Source organism: Carboxylicivirga sediminis, from assembly GCF_018156225.1.
Classification (GTDB): Bacteria; Bacteroidota; Bacteroidia; order Bacteroidales; family Marinilabiliaceae; genus Carboxylicivirga; species Carboxylicivirga sediminis.
The window spans coordinates 18,563-37,188 of record NZ_JAGTAR010000041.1; the positions used below are offsets into that span (position 1 = coordinate 18,563).

Genomic DNA, 18,626 nt, shown 5'->3' on the forward strand with positions numbered 1-18,626 from the left:
GTTTAAATATACAAGGCTAAAACAGCCAAAATAAGGCCAACAGCGGTTAACACAAGGCCTCGCTTAAACTTGCTGCTTTTGGGTTTATACATCCAAAGCGATGAAATGGCCAGAAATAGCAGCAACACACCATAGGTCAGTCCCATCCAGTGTGCCCCAAACCGGCTCTTGGTTTTATGAAAACCGTTGATTTGCCACACCCAATCAGGATAGGTGTTAATCGTGTAATCTGCCAATCCTGTGGACTTACAATAAGTTCCATAGTTAAAATATATGGTGTCGGTACTTTCTTCTGTCACATTCAGGCGACGTAATTCCAAAGCGTCACCAAGTTCATCAGCTGGTGTATTAGGCGCTATTTGCTCAACATACCTTTTATCGACTGTAAATAAATTGGTATCCCGATACAACAGGATAATACCACTGACACAATATACAAGGGTTAAACCAATCATTAAAAAACCAATATCGCGGTGCAGTACGCGCATTATTTTTGTTACCGAATTCTTCTTATTCTCTGTTGCCATATTTTATAATTGGGCTGCAAGTTTACTTTTTACTCTTCTATTTCTGGTACTCTTTAACGTTGCATTAACACGTCTTTACTTTATATTGGCCAGGTAAGCGTTAAGATTATCCAGCACCTTGTCCGACAAACGGCCTTTTGCCTCACGTGTCCAGCCCGATGTTTTGTCGGAATAAATAATATTATTGTAGCGGGTTAATGTATTCATGTGTGGACCAAAGCCACAATTATCAAAAATGGCATAGTTCCCATTCCTTAGCAGCCACTTCTCAAACACCTCCTTCTCAAATGGCAGTCCAAGTGAAGTATTCACAATAATTTTGCGGTTACCGAGCCATTGAAAGTATTCCTCATTCAATACTTTTGCATTCCTGGGTAAATGAAAAGAGATAATATCATTGTTCTGCAAAAGCTCTTCCAATGGTTGATAATCTATTTTTAACTGCTCAACATATGGCTTTCTGCTGCGGCTGTAGTAACTCACCTTAGCACCAAAAAACTGCAAATGCCGGGCTGTTAACAGGCCTGTAGTACCCATACCTATTATTCCTACTCTACGTCCACCTAGTTCAAGTGGTTCAGACCGCCACTGATGCTTACCCAATCCTTTCAGCAGGCCAATTAATTCGGCTATGATAAACTCAGCAACACCTTCATCCCCATAGTCCCGTATACCAGATACTTCAATTCCATTTGCTCTGGCATAACGTACATCAACATTGGCAGAGTCTTCATCAATAAGGCTGCAGCACATACCTATGTATTTCAGCTTATGGCAATGAGCCAGCACTTTTGCACTAACAGGCGTATTCCATGATACAAAAAGCGCTTCAGCATCCCGCGCACGCTCTATGGTGGTAGCTTCATCCACTGGCACATCATTATATATGGCTACGGGATTTTCCGATAATTCTTGCAAGCGCTGCAATGCAAAGCCCTGCAAACCTGTATAATCAAGAACAACAATTTGCTTAAAAAACATTCTAAAAACAGTTATTGAGAGAACTAATCAGCACGTGGTATAGCCAATTAATTATAAAATTTCATATTGATTTAACATTCAATTTACGACATTGAGGTCTTCTATTGTTATTTTGTGCACCATTTAGCAATCGCTTAACCCATAGTATACATGGACGGACTCATAGTTATTTCCATCTCTTTCTTTTTCGCGATGAGTCTTTCCATGTTTATGGGCCTAATGGATAGCATCCCACGCATCTATTCCACCGCTTAAATTAATCAGGTTTTTATAGCCCTCTCGCTTCAGATACTGTATCACATGCATACTGCGCATGCCCAGATGGCAGAATACAACCACTGGCATATTCCTGGCTATTTCATGCTTACGATCCGGAACTTGCTGCATGGGTATATTTAGTGCACCAGCAATTTGCCCTTCCAACAGTTCTTCAGGTTCACGCACATCAATGAGCTGTAGCGGTCCTCCCTCACCAATCAATTGCTTCAGTTCATCTGCACTTATTTCATCCTTTTGCTCAACATCTTTGCCATCGCCACAAAAGATTTCGTAATCAATCAATTCTGTTAATGTGGGATGTTCGCCACAACATGGGCAATCAGGGTCTTTCATGAATTTAATTTCATTAAAAGACATGGCCAGTGCATCATAGTTTAATAAGCGACCTGTTAGTGCTTGTCCAATACCAGTAATCAGCTTGATGACTTCGGTAGCCTGCAGAGTGCCAATTACGCCTGGCAGAACACCCATAACACCAGCATCGGCACACGATGGTACACTGCCCGCCTCAGGTGGCTCAGGAAACAAACACCGGTAGCACGGACCATCCTTCGTACCAAACACACTTACCTGCCCTTCAAACTGACGAATGGACCCAAACACATTGATTTTACCACTCAATACACAGGCATCATTAACCAGGTAACGGGTAGCAAAGTTATCGGTTCCATCGGTAACAATATCGAACTGCTTTATAATGTCAAGGGCATTTTCTTTATTCAAAGCACAATTGAACAGCGACACCTTAACATGCGGATTAATCTCCTTAAGGGCCTCAGAGGCCGACCATGTTTTTGCTTCACCTACATGGCTGGTTTTATGAATAATCTGACGCTGAAGATTGGACACATCCACCACATCAAAATCTATTAATCCGATATGGCCGACTCCGGAAGCCGCCAGATACATGGCTATAGGAGAGCCTAAACCACCAGTGCCAACCATCAGCACAGAAGCCTGTTTCAGCTTAGTTTGCCCCTCTGCTCCTATTTCAGGTAACACGATGTGCCGCTTGTAGCGCTCTAACTCTTGTTTTGTTAATGACATGTTAATTTCACTCAATTTGGCAGTGAAGATAATTACTTTAGCCGATACAGTATGTATTTTGATGAAATCGTTACCAGTATTGGGATACAAAGCTACCGGATTAGTGAATTTCTGATTCATTGAGCAGGCGTTCTTAAAACATTCAATACCAATGAATGACTCAAGAGCCTAAAGGCAATAAAATCTTTTTTTTGACCTTATTGTTCTTCTTAGGCGCAGGAATTATAAATGATTAGCGTCAGATTACAGTAAACTTTGGAAACAACTATAAATAATAACAGTAAACGTGAAGATTTTAACCCTCTTATTAGGATTAACAATGACACTTTCGGCATGGGCAAATTCACCCGAGAAAGATGGAATTGTAAAAGGAAAGGTTTTCGATGGTAAATCGAAAGTGCCGGTTGAATATGCTACTGTGGCCATCTACAATGCTGATGACGACAATGTAATAACCGGAACCATCAGCGAGCAAGATGGTAGTTTTAAGATTAAAGGCCTTAAAGAAGGTAATTTTTACATCATTGTATCATTTTTGGGCTATGAAAATAAGCGCTACGACAACATTATTGTGGATGGTGGCCGCGACATGATAGACCTGGGTACTATCACACTTGGTTCATCTAGCCAGGCGCTTGATGAAGTAGAGGTAGTTGCGCAGCGCCAATCAGTAGAATTCCAAATTGACAAGAAGGTTGTATCGGTAGGCGAACAAATGACATCTGCATCCTTATCAGCTGTTGAAGTTTTGGAAAATGTCCCTTCTATCAAGGTGGATATCGAAGGAAATGTATCGTTGCGCGGCAGTACTGGTATAACTGTGTTAATTGATGGTAAACCAACAGTACTGGATGCCAGTGATGTATTACGTCAAACTCCGGCATCTACCATTCAAAATATTGAAATTATCACCAATCCTTCAGCCAAGTACCAACCCGATGGTACAGGAGGTATCATTAACATCATTACCAAAAGAAACCGCACACCAGGTGTGCAAGGCCTTGTGAATGTTAAAGGGGGTAACTTTGATATGTATGGCGCTGATTTCTTACTAAACTGGCGTAAAGAAAAGGTGAACTTCACTTTAGGTGCCGATTACAATAACCGCCCGCGAACCGGCACAATGTATACACGCAGAGAAACAGAAAATGAAAATGGCACCACCATCATTGAAGCCGATGGCGACAGTGAAAGAAAGTTTTATGGCGGCGGTGTCAGGGGTGGATTCGACTGGGATATATCCAAGCGCGATAACTTCAGTATTGAAGCCCGGGTTGGTAAATTTAACATGCAAAGCACATCAGATTTAAATTACTTTGAGCAAATACCCAATATTGAGAATCAGGTTTACCGCAGTATCAATGAATCCAAAAGGTCGGGTATGTACTATTCAATTACCGCCAACTATCTGCACCGCTTTGCACAAAAGGGCCATGAACTGTCTGCCCAGTTAAATTCACGCGGTTATGATGGTGATGAGTACTCCGAGAACTTCCGCTCGCAAAGCAACAGTATAGTTGATGGTACGCGCACCACGGAGGTAGGCCCGAGCAACCGCTGGGAATTAAGACTGGACTATAGCAAACCAATTGGTGAAGATGACCTGTTCGAAGCCGGTTTTCAGGGGCGCATGAGCTTAGGCGATGATGTTACAAAAGTATATAACTGGGATGTGGCACAAGGTGGCTTTGTACCGAATGATACCCTTCAGAATTATACCGAACTGGATCGTAATATTTACGGGCTCTATTCGGTATATAAGGGAAAGCTTAATGACTTTGGCTACCAATTGGGACTGCGTGCCGAATACACTGACCGAAAAACAGAATTTGAATATCAAATGAAGGAATCGGCCGACGCCACAGAAGTAATTCCTGTAAATGAAACCTATGTGATTGATCGCTGGGACTTTTTCCCAACGATACACCTATCGTACCAACTGCCTGCCGACAATCAGATAATGGCCAGCTATTCGCGCCGTATTGATCGCCCACGTGGCTGGTACCTGGAGCCATTTATCACATGGACCGATCAGTACAATGTACGCCGGGGTAATCCTGATTTGGCACCCGAATACATTGATGCCTTTGAACTGGGATATCTGAAAGAATGGAAGAAAATTTCACTTTCGCTGGAAGGCTACTACCGCATTACAAACGATAAGATACAAGGCATACAGATGCCTTATGATGAAAATGGTGAAATATGGCTACGCACCTACGATAATATCGGTAAAGACTACTCATTAGGTGTTGAAACAATGCTAAACATCACCCTGGCTAAGTGGTGGGAAATGAATGTCATGGGTAATTTATATGATTATCGTATTGAAAACTATTATGATGCCAGTCAAAACCGATCATCTTTTAACTGGAGCTCAAGAGTCAACAATTCATTTGCGCTTAAGAAAAATATAAAACTACAGATTGACGGTACTTACGATAGCCCAACAGTAACAGCACAAGGTGAAAACAAATCGAACTACTACATGAATGCAGCGGTTCGTATGGATTTTATGGATCGTAAACTTTCAGCTGTTGTACAGGCGCGAAATGTACTGGGTACTTCACGACGCATATCTATTATTGACAACCCCAACTCATACAGCTACCAGGAAATGATACCTGATTACCCGATGGTATCCGTTACACTTAGCTATCGATTGAACAATTTTGTGCAGAAAAGAGGTCGTAACGGCAATAACGGAGGCGGAGGAATGGAAGATGAATTCTAGATTTTTTTAGTTTCAATAATTACATCAAAGGAAGGTTTGGCACCTTCCTTTTTTTTGAGATCATTTCTAAATCAGTCTAGGTATTCTAATAACATACCAATTAGAATATTAACTTAGTATTGTGAAATGTATCAAAGCAAACTAATCCTTATGAAATTTATCCCTATCATCATTCTTTTTTGCATTGTAAGCAGTTGTGAGAAGAGTGATTCACCTAAGCCTGAAGCTTGTATATCAATCTCGGATGCGAGCAATCTACATATCAATCAAACTATTAATGTTTTATCCTGCTCTGAAAATGCAAAATATATCATGTGGGATTTTGGAGATGAAACAATCTCATATGAGCAAAAAACCTCGCATTCATACAAAGAACCAGGCACATACCTTTTGTCGTTGGTGGTTCAGAATGTAGATTTTACAGACTTAAATGGTGATGGACGCATCGATAAAGATGATATCAGCAGATACAACTCCTCTATTATCAGTATTGAAATAGTTGTTTTACCAGGCATATAATTCTTTAATACGGCTTCATCTGCAGTTAAATCTATGCCTGCAAATAATCAAATAACCAGCTTTTTAAACGATAAGGGCGCTTCCTTTATTCGCTTCGTTAATCTTCAATCGCTTAATAGTCAACAAACGCAAGGTTACTCTTCTGCAATCCTATTTGGTATCGCATTAGGTGCTGTTTATATCAAAAAGGTAGCTAAAAACACAAGCTACGTAGCACAAATGATAAAAACCAAAACTGTAAAACAGGATGAGTTTCATAATACTGAGATTTATACCGATAAGCTAGCTGATGAATTAAGTATTCTATTGCAAGAGGCAGGGTATAGTAGTTTTTCACAATCTGAAGCAAACCTGTCAAAAGCTGGCCTTTATAATTCAACCACACAAACCACGCCCCTTCCCCATAAAACATTGGCAGTTATGGCCGGCTTGGGTTGGATAGGTAAAAATAGCCTGTTGATTACGCCAGAATATGGTTGTGCCATAAGCATGTGTTCAGTACTTACCAGCGCGCCGCTTAACACTGGTACTTTTGATTTAGAGCCTTCTCAATGTGGCACGTGCACTATTTGCCAAAAAATCTGCTGTACAAGAGCCTTAAAAGGCCGTACATGGAACACTGCAACAAAACGTGACCAATTGATTGATATCCACCATTGCACCACCTGCTTACAATGCCTGGTACGTTGCCCATATACGAAAGCATATAGCATGAGGCATACAAGCCTCAAACTCTAATCAGTCAGACTCATATAACAATAAGTTAATTGATGCTGGATATTTATATTATTTGATTGTAATTTTAATCAATAATATGATATGGCGATTAATATTAGCATAATATACAAGCACTTACTCTGGGCTGATTCCCTGAATGCTTTGCTACGCCGGGAGGATTCATTTCATCTTAGCCATGTACTAAAAGTTGATCATATAGCATCACTTAATCACCGGTTTAAAGATATTGTGCTACTCGAGGCCACCTACCCCAATGCTGAACTGGTAAACCAGGTTATCAACCTAAAAAAAAACAAACTTCAGGTAATTGTTATTGGCTATCATCTGGATAATGAGTTTATTGATTTACTGCTGGTTAAAGGATTAGATGGCTTTGTACTTAAGACCTGTGGCAAAGCCAACTTGTTTGAAGCCATTAAAAACGTGCATCAGGGCAAAAAATACTTTTGTGCACCAATCGCCGAATCATTATCTAAGCGCCTATATAACCAATCTGACAAAAACACCTTAACCACGCGGGAAAAAGAAGTTTTAGTTGGCTTGGTTTGCTTCAAAAGCACTTCAAATATAGCACGCCAGATGCACATCAGTGATGCAACAGTTCGAACGCACCGCAAAAATATCATGCGCAAATTTGGTTCGAAAAATTACCTTGGGCTGCTAAGGTATGCCTGCCGCGAAGGATTGCTGCAAACTCCGGATGAGCAGTTCTGCGTTGGTTGCCGAAACAAAAGATGTTCCTCTCCACACTTTGGGTAGACATATATTGTCAGATGTGTAAAAAGGTTTGTATTGCAGGTAGTCAATTTCATTTCTATAAGTATTGAATCCACCTCCAACTAACAATAACTTTACTACTCCTAACTACTCATATGATTTCGCATAATCATTGACGTTGGCAGTTTACAAATGCAGCACTTTGCCTAGTTACGGCCATACACAAAGCAACAGACTTAACATTAAATTTTATGATATGAAATCAATCAAAAAAGTTTCCTTTGGAATTATGTTACTGGCAATTAGCCTGATTGGATGTGAAAGATGGGGAGGACGTGTAGACAACTTGGATTCAGACCGCCCTACTGATGTTGGCCCCGAGTATGGTAAACGTGGCAATGGTGGTAGCACCGATTTAGGCACACTATACGGCGACTTACTTTACATATTGCGTGATGCGGATGGGCTACCGGTTTATACCGATGACGGTTTTGTTCAACCTCTGGCCTTTGTAGATGGTGTGCCGCTAACAGATGATGGCACCCTGGAAGGTGTACAATATGTTTGCGCGGTAAACGATGAGGGCGAAGTGGAACTGAATTTTTACATGGATGGTGATGAAAAGAAAGCCTACGATGGCGTTGGTCCCATGGAAGTAGAGTTTGGCAGAACAAGCATATTCAGGTCCCCTCAAAGAGTAATGGATCAAGCTATCAGGGAGGCTCTGAGAGGTTTATCTGAAGCTGACCCTACTACCATCAGACTTGACTTCTGCGGACGTCTGTATGGCGTACGCCCCGATGGCACAGAAAAAACAGTTGATTCACCACGCGAAAACATGGCGCTCTACCAGAACATGATGGAAAACGAAGGTTTCAGTGGCATTTGTGATATATGTGCTGAACTCAACCTGAATCAACTGCATGACTTCTTTTACAATTGGCAGGAACCATGGATGCACGTTGCCGCCGGTTGTTTGGCAGCAGCCAATGATAAAACAGGCGTAGTTACTGTCGATAAAGTCCGCTATATTCACAGTTTCAAAAACCTGATTGGATTAAATCCTATAGAAGATGAGCAAAACAAGCTTTACTTCGATTTCTCAATATACAACAGCTACGATCGCAACATGTGGAGAAATATTGAACTGGGATTCCTGGTATGGAATGGTTCGTACAATACAGAACCAATTGAAGTCCTAAGCGTTTGGGATATTTTCGAATCCTCCATTACTGGATTTGGTTATGGCACACAGCCCAACTTCACCTATCACTCTGAGCATAACTGGTTCAAAACAACCAACATTGGAGGTTTTGCTCAATTTGCCGATGATTGTAATCAGGTGCTGGAGTATGTACATGGCGACTCTAATATTGTTTGGGTAAAAGAACAAAATGAAGAATAAATACGTCTAAACCTGCTATTTGGCCAATCAATATTAATTGGTTGGCCTTTTTTTACTCAATAAGCTCTTAGCTGATGCGGCCCGTTACTTTCCTATTATCCTTCTTCATCGTAACCTCCTTTTTGCATGCCCAGGAGAGTATTATCTATCGCCCTAAAACACAACAAATACGCTTAAGAGAATTTGCCACGCAGAGGCAATGGGCTCATAAGCATCAAAAGCAAATGGCTGAACAACTTGCAAAACGTTACTCCCTGCCTCTGACAATAGTGAATGATAATGGAGGCATCCAATCGTTGGCGATGGTTAAAAACAAGCGTCCTGTTTATGTGGCCACCCACAATACAAATGCCGCAGCAACTATATCGGCCGACTTGCTATGGAACTCCCCTTACCTGCCAATCCAGCTAGATGGTTCACATACCCAATTGGGCTTATGGGATGGTGGAGGCGTTTTCCAGGAACACCAGGAATTTAATAGTACAAGCAGAATATGGCAGCGCGATACGCCTCCCTTTCTGCTGGGCCATTCGACACACATTGCCGGAACCATAGGGGCTGAAGGTGTAAATCCATTGAGCAGAGGCCTGGCTAATCAGGTTACTTTTTATGCCTATGACTTTAGCAATGACATTGCAGAAATGGCTCTGGCAGCTTCCGAAAACCTGAGTCTCTCCAACCATTCATATGGAACGGTATGCGGGTGGAAATACAATAGCGATTCAGAGTGCTGGTTTTGGTATGGCGATATTAACTTAAATAGCTCAGTAGATGTTGCTTTTGGTCTGTATGACTCAACAGCCTGGCACATTGATTATATTGCTCATCTGGCTCCCTATTATTTAATGGTAAAATCAGCAGGCAACGATCGTAATGAGGGCCCAACTGAACAACCGGTTTCGCACTACTACTGGGACGATGGCTGGCAAGAGAGTTCGGCAATCAGAGATATTGATGGCGGCCCCGATGGTTATGATTGTCTGACACCCAAGGCAGTGGCTAAAAATAACCTGGTGATCGGTTCTGTAATGGATTTACCGGAAGGATATACATCGGCTGATGCAGTCACACTCTCCACCTTTAGCTCTTGCGGTCCAAGTAATGATGGACGTATAAAACCCGATTTAGTCTGTAACGGTGAATCAGTCTTTTCACCGGTGAATGATGCCGCTGACGCTTACGAGACCTACTCAGGCACATCAATGGCAGCTGCATCAGCTACCGGTACTATTGCCTTACTCTCTGATCTGCAACAACAATTGCAACCTGGTGTGCCATTACTATCATCCACGATAAAAGCCATACTTATAAACACTGCTGATGAGTGCGGCCCCTCTCCAGGGCCTGATTACCAATATGGCTGGGGTTTACTCAATGCTTTTAAAGCTGCCACCTGCCTGCACAACAACTATATATCGGGTGGCGCCTTCATTCACGAAGGAAGTATCAGTAACAATGAAACCGTCAGTTATCCTATACATATTGAGGATCATCAAAATGAGTTAAAGGTTACCCTCTGCTGGACCGATCCGCCGGGGCATGTGAAAGAAACAGATCCTGTGTTGGGTTTAATCAATGATCTAGATCTTCACATCGAAAAGCTAACAGAACAGACTATTTACTTTCCATGGGTGCTTAATCCTGATGTACCAGGTCAGGCTGCAAGCAAAGGAATTAACCGGCTTGATAATGTGGAACAGGTACATATCCAAAATCCTGTGCCGGGTGACTACCTAATAACAATAAGTGGCAATGCCATTATTGAAGGAGACCAACAAGCCTTTAGCCTGGTTATAAATGAGTGTTCTGCCAATAAAGACGTATTGCCGCCTGTTAACTTAAAGTATAGAATTGGTGATGCCAGAGCCCAATTATTCTGGTCACCTCCCACCAGTTTACCTCAAAGTTATGAGGTATATATTGATGCTGAGTCCATCATCCAAAGTAACGACACAACCGTTATTCTGAATACTTTATTAAATGAACGCACCTACACATGCTATGTCAAGGCTAAATACCGGGATGACTCATACAGTCTTCCGTCCAACACAGTATCATTCACCCCCCAACAAGCCGTTTCATCACCTTACTATACCAATTTCGAAGATGGATTAAACAAATGGCAAATTAAGCAGGAACTGGATGGCTGGCGATTAGGTAACAAGGATTCTCTCACCTCCTATTACCTCAATCTGGAGGAGAACACCAGCCAGTTTATATGGATAGATTCAGGGATCAACAAATGGCATTCGCACGTGACCGATGTTGCTACATCTCCCCCCATTAACCTGGAAGATCATACCAATATAACCGTTAACTTTAAATACGTATTTGCTACAGGCATTTATGATGTTATAGATGAACTGCATTTAGTATACCGACAAGTTGGCGATAATGAATGGATAAAAGCCGGGCAGCCTGAAGCATCGTCCAAATGGATGCAGGCCAGTTTCACCCTGCCCGATGAAGCGGCCGGACCAAATACTCAGATAGGTTTTTATTACGACGACTTCTATCTACACGGAATGGGCGCCGCCATTGATGAAATCTACATTAGCAGTTCTGTTCCTACACTGATACAAAAGCAGGTTCCTAAAGTCAACATCGACCTAAAGGGCAATACATTAAGCGTTTTAATCGATAATGCCCAAGACAACACCTGTAATTGGCAACTTTTTGATATGACAGGCAGATGCTTGCATCAGGGTATTTTTTACCTGTCAGGTGGTGAAGCAAGTACGATTCTTCCACATTTAGATACCGGCATATATCTTGTCCGGCTAAGTAGCAAGCATACAAATATTACCCGCAAAATATTTAACGCCAACATAGCCAGGTAGTCCAGGCCATATATCACTTATGAAAATATAAATCATCCACAATGTAAAAAATGCCTGATAACTGGAGTACTTGCAAATAGTCGAAAATTTTAAGTATTGTATTGAACTTTTTTTCGTGTCTGCTGTCTTTTTAGTACGATTACTTGCAAGGTTCGAAAAAAACTGGTTTACTTTGCAAGTTTTTTGCATGAAAGGCCAAATATTGAAAGCAATATGTAACTATTTGGCATGCTTGATGTAGAATAACAGCAAGCCATAAAAATGAAATAATTACAATACTAAATTTTATAAAATGGAAATAGGAAGAAATAAATTTGTTACCCTTTCCTACGAATTGCGTACCAACGGTGCAGAAGGAGAAGTGATTGAAAAAACAGAAGCAGAAGCTCCTCTAGGATTTGTATTTGGTGCCGGTAAAATGCTGGAAATGTTCGAAAACAAGTTGGAAGGCTTAGCTAAAGGTTCTGCTTTTGATTTTGAGTTGAAAGCTGCTGAAGCTTATGGCGAAGTGAACCCCAATGCGATTGTTGAGATTCCAAAGAACATTTTCGAAGTAGAAGGACAAATTGATGAGAATCTTCTAACAATTGGTAACCATGTACCTATGCAGGATGCACACGGTAACCGCCTTAATGGTTTGGTACTTGAAGTAGGTGACGAGAAAGTTAAAATGGACTTTAACCACCCACTGGCTGGTGATAACCTGTTCTTTAAAGGCGAAGTACTTGAGGTACGTGAAGCTACTGAAGATGAACTGGTAGAATCTTGTGGTACCGGTTGCGGTTCAGGTGGCTGCGGCGGTGGTTGCTCTTGTGGTTAATATACAAATACAAGCTATATAGATGAGGGAGGTGTTAAACACTTCCCTTTTTTTATCTCGTGACTCAGCCACTTGCTATGGAAGTCATTCTTTCAAAGCTCGTAATGTTTTTCAATAGGTTCTTTTTACAATTAAACGACCAAAAAATAATTAGCTTGTTAAACAAAAACAACTCATCCCGTACAGTAAAAGCTCATGTAAAGCTCTCACAACGATATTCAATAATTGTCTTGGGCAATAGCTTATAAACAACTATTTTTACGCTTCATTTTCTAATAATCTATAAATATAAACCGATATATGTCTGCAAATTCATTTGGCACCCTATTTAAGCTCACCTCTTTTGGTGAGTCGCACGGAAAAGCAGTTGGTGGTATCATTGAAGGTGTACTACCCAACACGCTTATTGACGAAGACTTTATTCAGAGCGAATTAGATCGTCGTCGCCCGGGCCAGTCAGCCATTACCACACCTCGCAATGAAGAAGATAAAGTGGAGTTTTTATCAGGCATCTTTGAGGGCAAGGCAACCGGTACACCTATTGCCTTTGTTATCTGGAACAAAGACCAGCGCTCCAAAGACTATGGTAATATTGCCGATGTGTATCGCCCTTCGCATGCCGACTATACCTACCAGAGCAAATATGGGATACGCGACTACCGTGGAGGCGGCCGTTCCTCAGCACGCGAAACCATTGCCCGTGTAGTGGCAGGTGCAATAGCCAAGCTGATGCTGCAGCAACAGGGCATCACCATTCAGGCATTTACATCAAAGGTAGGACCAATACAATTGGATAAGTCCTATGAAGAGCTTGATTTAGCCAATACAGAGAATAACATTGTACGATGCCCCGATACCACCATAGCCGATAAGATGATAAATTACATTGACGAGGTGAGAAAAAGCAAGGATTCGGTGGGCGGCATCATCAGCTGCGTTATTAAAAATGCACCCGTTGGACTGGGCGACCCGGTTTTTAATAAACTACACGCTACCCTGGGCCAGGCCATGTTGTCCATCAATGCCGTTAAAGGTTTCGAATACGGATTAGGCTTTGGAGCTACTAATTTAAAAGGCTCGGAGCACAATGATGAATTTTATATGGAAGGCGACCGGGTAAGAACTAAAACCAATCGTTCCGGCGGCATCCAGGGGGGTATCAGCAATGGTGAAGACATCTATTTCAATGTAGCCTTTAAGCCCATTGCCACCATTCTTATGGAGCAGCACACGGTGAACCGTAATGGAGAAGAAATAACATCGACCACCAAAGGGCGCCACGATCCTTGTGTGTTGCCGCGAGCAGTGCCAATTGTAGAGGCCATGGCTGCCATCACTATAGCTGATCATATTTTGGTGAATAAGATGTACAGATAATAAAACACTATAAGAGTCAGATGCCAATCCGTGAGGGTTGGCATTTTTTATATGCTGATTCGCATCGTTTTTTAAATATATCAAGTGATAATCTATTAATTATGCATATCAATAGTTGAACCCACTCCGGGGTTCTGTTTGTAATGTATTAATATACCATGGGTTGCAGCCATGGTTATTAAAAATAAATCCCTTCGGGATATAAAAATGTCCGTAGGACATTAATAATAATAGCCCCGTGCGAAGCGTGGGGTTATGAATATGGTGAGAAAACACAACCCTGTTATGGGTTGAAGGTTTATATTCAGCAAGTTTAACAATTGATTCATATTAATTGCCGATACACTGTGTACTCGGCAAAAATTAAAAAAGCGTCGATACACGGTGTATCCATCATTTTTGAACTTGGCGAAGCAAATACAAAGTGTATTTTGCATTTTTAGACTTGGTGGAGCAAATACAGCGTGTATTTCGACTTTTTAGGACTCAGCGGGCCCGATACACGGTGTATCGGCTTGTCTGAAGAGTAAAACAACCAAATACACGGTGTATCGGCCAGTTTTAATACCTGGGGAGCAAAATACACGGTGTATCGGGTTGCCCAACAAAAAAACTGGTAAATACACGGTGTATCCGTTTTTTACACTTTCCCGGTATAAGTACACGAAATATATTGGCTTCCAGAATAACCAGCATAGGAGAAAATTAAGTCTCCTATGAACCTGACTGGTTAGAATGATAATAAAGAGGTAGCTGAATGTACAAACATAATGCCCTTACAACAATGATTTGGTATATTTGAGGCTAATCATATAATTCACCGCATATCCTTTCAAAATAATGAAAAAACTACACCTGTTTCTTTTTATCATCGGCCTGTCAGCCATCTGCTCTTGCCGGCAAACAACCAATAAAGCCACCAATCATGTTTTATGGTACCAACAAGCTGCCGAAAACTGGAACCAGGCCTTACCCATAGGCAATGGGCGCCTGGGAGCCATGGTATTTGGTAAAACTGATACCGAACGCATACAACTGAATGAAGATTCGATGTGGCCGGCTGATTTAGGCTGGGATGAACCCGCAGGACAGGCAGAAGACCTTCAGGCCATTCGTCAACTACTATTTGAGGGTAAGCATCAGGAAGCAGATGCCATGTTTGTCGACAAGTTCTCACGGAAATCAGTTGTTCGCTCGCACCAGACGATGGGTGATTTATGGCTTGATTTCAAACATGACAACATCAGTGATTATCGACGTGAGCTGGACATAAATACGGCCATTGCCACCACCACTTACAAAGCAAACGGCTACCAATTTAGTCAAAAAGCGTATGTCTCGGCGCCACACCAGGTAATGGTGATTGAACTAAAGAGTGAAGCGCCCAATGGCATGAATGGTTCTATACGACTGAGCAGGCCCGATGATAAAGGACACACAACAGCAAAAAGCTACACCGATGGCAACAAGCGCTTATTGATGGAAGGTGAAGTTACACAGCATGGTGGTGCTTTTGACTCCCAGCCAGCCCCCATCAACCATGGCGTGAAATTCCAAACGCTTTTGCATATCGAAAACCACGATGGGCAACTTACTACCACCGGGAATTCCATAACATTGCAAGGCGTTAAAAACGCTGTTATTTACCTGGTAGCCAACTCATCATTCTATCATGATGATTATGCGGCCCAAAACAATGAACAGCTGCAACAAGCACTCAGTTTGTCTCCTGAGCAGCTGGAGCATACGCATATTGCCGATTATCAGCAACTTTACCAACGCGTTGACTTGCAACTTAGCGGCGAGATGCTGGACAGTATACCAACCGACACACGTATTAAACGAGTAAAAGACGGTCAAAGCGATATTGGTTTGGAGGCCATGCTTTTTAATTATGGTCGCTACCTGTTGATCAGTTCATCGCGCCCGGGCACCAACCCGGCTAACTTGCAAGGCTTGTGGAACGAACATATAGAAGCCCCCTGGAATGGCGATTACCACCTGAATATTAACCTGCAGATGAACTATTGGCCAGCCAATGTCACCAACCTTAATGAACTTAATCAGCCCTTGTTTAACTATGTGGATAAGCTGGTGGAGAACGGACAGTTAACAGCCCAAAAGAACTTTGGTTGTCAGGGAGCATTTCTGCCACATGCCACCGACTTATGGGCGCCTACCTGGCTACGTGCTCCTACAGCCTATTGGGGATGTTCAATGGGTGCCGGTGGCTGGATGATGCAACATTACTGGCAACATTATTTATTTACAAAGGATACCGATTTTTTAAAAAACACCGCCTTACCAGCCATAGAACAAGTGGCCAGGTTTTATAGCGACTGGCTGATTGAAGACCCGAGAGACGGCTATCTGGTATCGGCGCCTTCCACTTCGCCCGAAAACCGTTTCTATGATCAAAACGGGCAGCCTGTTGCCACTTGCCTAGGTTCGGCTATGGATCAGCAGGTAATAGCTGAGGTTTTTGATAACTATCTGCAGGCTTGTGCCACCCTGAACATCAGCAATGCATTTACGGAAAAGATAGCCGAACAAAAGGAACACCTCCGTCCAGGCTTTGCTTTAGATGACCGAGGCCTGATTATGGAGTGGGATCGCGCCTATAAAGAAGTAGAGCCAGGGCACCGCCACATGTCTCACCTTTATGGATTTCACCCTGGTACAGCCGTTACTGCCAGCGAGACACCTGAACTATTGCAGGCAGTCAGACGCACGCTGGAGCATCGCCTGGCAAACGGTGGCGCCGGCACCGGCTGGAGCCGTGCGTGGTTGATTAACTGTAGTGCCAGACTATTAGATGGCGATATGGCCCATCAGCACATACTGGAGCTATTTAAAAGATCATTGTTCATCAACCTGTTTGATGCGCATCCCCCTTTCCAGATTGATGGCAATTTTGGTTATACAGCCGGTGTGGCAGAGATGCTTATTCAATCACACGAAAACAATCTCATACGGTTACTGCCAGCTTTACCGAAAGCTTGGGAAAGTGGCTCGGTTAGTGGTTTAAAGGCAAGAGGTGATGTTACTGTCAATATCGTCTGGACCAAGGGCGAGGTAATATCCGCAGAACTCATCTCTGAAAAAGAATGTAATACAGATATTCTGGTCAATGGTGAAACACATACGGTTCATCTGCAACCCAATCAACCATACCAATACAGAAAGTAAAAAAATAAGGCAGTGATTTAGAAGTTCCTGCCTTTTATTTTAATACGGAATCAGCTTCTTATACTTTTTTTGGCGAATATAATTAGAAATAATGCTGCGGGTATCCCCATTATCATGGCAGAAGGTGATATGATCTTTAAACTGTTCGGGCGACTCTATACATGCATCCTCTCCAATAAAGCCCCAGCCAAGGTAACGGCCATTTTCCACAACTACTACCGCCATCTCGGAATCGTTTCGTCCTTTGTCGAGTATTACGAGATTAGAATGCCCATAGGATAGTTTCTGAAGCAACGCCTGTACACGTCTATTATAATTCAAATCCGACTCCTCCCCTACGCAGGCACCTTTACAGGTCTTAAGCTGATATTGAAAACAACCATGTTTTCCATCATAAAGGCCACATAACTGCTGACACAGTTCGTACTCCTCAATCCATTGAAACAGGCGTTCGCGGCCTTCTTGTATCGTATCAAAGGTGGCACTGGGAATATCAACCCCGCTATTGGGTTTAAGTGTCAACCGCAGGTAACCATTACGATCGGTATAATGATACAAGCCTATTTTGCTTTTGGAGCGTCGCTGAGCCCGGTTATAACGTGGTTTCTCCAGCTTTATTTCCTCTGACTCCTTCAGGAGGGCAACTAATTCGCTGCCGGTTATAAAACAGCTTATATCGGCCGCATTTTGCTTCATTTCTATCCCTTTCTTCGTTCGTGGATTGCCCAAGTGTGTGATAATACGACTTCGGATGTTTTTGCTCTTACCAATATAGATAAGTTCGCCTTGCTCGTTGTGCATGTAATACACTCCGGTCTGAGCGGGCAAGGCCTTTATTTGCTCCACGCTCATCTGATGATGTAAGCCATCAGCTGAAAAGGTCTTATATGGATCTTCCGGATTGATTAGTCCATTATTCTTATCCAGTAGTATTTCGAACAGCTTAACGGTTGCCAGTGCATCGCCCGCTGCACGGTGTCGGGCTTCATTGCCAATGCCTAACTCTGGGCATATCTTCCCTAAACTATACGAAGCATGCCCGGGTAACAACTGACGAGCCAGTTTAACGGTGCAAATAGTCGGCATCTCAAAACTATAGCCGAGATTCCGGAACTCTTCTTTGATAAAATTATAGTCAAAAGCAGCATTATGCGCCACAAATACAGCGCCTTTGCATATCTCCACTATATCTTTGGCTATTTGATAAAATGGTGGTGCCGATTCAACCATTTCATTGGTAATACCTGTTAATGAGGTTATAAAAGGTGGAATATAGGATTCGGGATTTACCAGGCTCACAAACTCATCCACTACTTGTTGGCCATCATAACGGTAAATAGCTATTTCCGTTATTTTGCCATTCTTCATATTCCCCCCGGTTGTTTCAATATCTACTATGACGTACATGCACTAACTATCGCTCTTAAACTACACTTGTTTCGAATTACCTTTG

The 18,626-nt window shown here is 42.3% G+C and carries 13 protein-coding genes; 9 read left to right on the forward strand and 4 right to left on the reverse strand.

The window, feature by feature from the left end:
- Positions 1–2: 2 nt before the first annotated feature.
- From KDU71_RS19840 to moeB, 3 genes are all read right to left on the reverse strand, one after another.
- Complete coding sequence (locus KDU71_RS19840) at positions 3–527, reverse strand: hypothetical protein (RefSeq protein ID WP_212192859.1); 525 nt, start codon at positions 525–527, stop codon at positions 3–5.
- 75 nt (positions 528–602) lie between these two features.
- Complete coding sequence (locus KDU71_RS19845) at positions 603–1,508, reverse strand: NAD(P)-dependent oxidoreductase (protein WP_212192860.1); 906 nt, start codon at positions 1,506–1,508, stop codon at positions 603–605.
- A 216-nt stretch (positions 1,509–1,724) separates the two neighbouring features.
- On the reverse strand, positions 1,725–2,954 hold the full coding sequence (moeB, locus tag KDU71_RS19850) for a molybdopterin-synthase adenylyltransferase MoeB (RefSeq protein WP_212192861.1): 1,230 nt from the start codon (positions 2,952–2,954) through the stop codon (positions 1,725–1,727).
- 166 nt (positions 2,955–3,120) lie between these two features.
- Here moeB and KDU71_RS19855 point away from each other — a divergent pair, with 166 nt between their 5' ends.
- The 9 genes from KDU71_RS19855 (at position 3,121) to KDU71_RS19895 (ending at position 17,173) form a co-directional block, all read left to right on the forward strand.
- Positions 3,121–5,568: a TonB-dependent receptor domain-containing protein gene (locus KDU71_RS19855; protein WP_212192862.1), complete on the forward strand. Its 2,448-nt coding sequence runs from the start codon at positions 3,121–3,123 to the stop codon at positions 5,566–5,568.
- A gap of 150 nt (positions 5,569–5,718) precedes the next feature.
- Positions 5,719–6,087: a PKD domain-containing protein gene (locus KDU71_RS19860; protein ID WP_212192863.1), complete on the forward strand. Its 369-nt coding sequence runs from the start codon at positions 5,719–5,721 to the stop codon at positions 6,085–6,087.
- A 33-nt stretch (positions 6,088–6,120) separates the two neighbouring features.
- Positions 6,121–6,825 carry an epoxyqueuosine reductase gene (locus KDU71_RS19865; protein WP_212192864.1) on the forward strand — a complete coding sequence of 235 codons (705 nt, stop codon included), beginning with the start codon at positions 6,121–6,123 and terminating at the stop codon, positions 6,823–6,825.
- Between the two features lie 81 nt (positions 6,826–6,906).
- Complete coding sequence (locus KDU71_RS19870) at positions 6,907–7,584, forward strand: LuxR C-terminal-related transcriptional regulator (protein ID WP_212192865.1); 678 nt, start codon at positions 6,907–6,909, stop codon at positions 7,582–7,584.
- Between the two features lie 214 nt (positions 7,585–7,798).
- A complete protein-coding gene (locus KDU71_RS19875) occupies positions 7,799–8,947 on the forward strand; it encodes a hypothetical protein (protein WP_212192866.1) in 1,149 nt (382 codons plus the stop codon).
- A gap of 74 nt (positions 8,948–9,021) precedes the next feature.
- Positions 9,022–11,787, forward strand: coding sequence for a S8 family peptidase (locus KDU71_RS19880; protein WP_212192867.1), 2,766 nt, complete (start codon positions 9,022–9,024; stop codon positions 11,785–11,787).
- Between the two features lie 292 nt (positions 11,788–12,079).
- The gene (locus tag KDU71_RS19885; protein WP_212192868.1) at positions 12,080–12,607 is read left to right on the forward strand and encodes an FKBP-type peptidyl-prolyl cis-trans isomerase; all 528 of its coding nucleotides are present in this window, start codon (positions 12,080–12,082) and stop codon (positions 12,605–12,607) included.
- Positions 12,608–12,907: 300 nt separating this feature from the next.
- Positions 12,908–13,984 (forward strand): chorismate synthase, encoded by a 1,077-nt coding sequence (gene aroC, locus KDU71_RS19890; RefSeq protein ID WP_212192869.1) that lies wholly within the window; start codon positions 12,908–12,910, stop codon positions 13,982–13,984.
- An 840-nt stretch (positions 13,985–14,824) separates the two neighbouring features.
- Complete coding sequence (locus KDU71_RS19895; RefSeq protein ID WP_212192870.1) at positions 14,825–17,173, forward strand: glycoside hydrolase family 95 protein; 2,349 nt, start codon at positions 14,825–14,827, stop codon at positions 17,171–17,173.
- Positions 17,174–17,212: 39 nt separating this feature from the next.
- Here the strand turns inward: KDU71_RS19895 and KDU71_RS19900 are convergent, their stop codons facing one another.
- Complete coding sequence (locus tag KDU71_RS19900; protein ID WP_212192871.1) at positions 17,213–18,580, reverse strand: exonuclease domain-containing protein; 1,368 nt, start codon at positions 18,578–18,580, stop codon at positions 17,213–17,215.
- Positions 18,581–18,626: the final 46 nt, after the last annotated feature.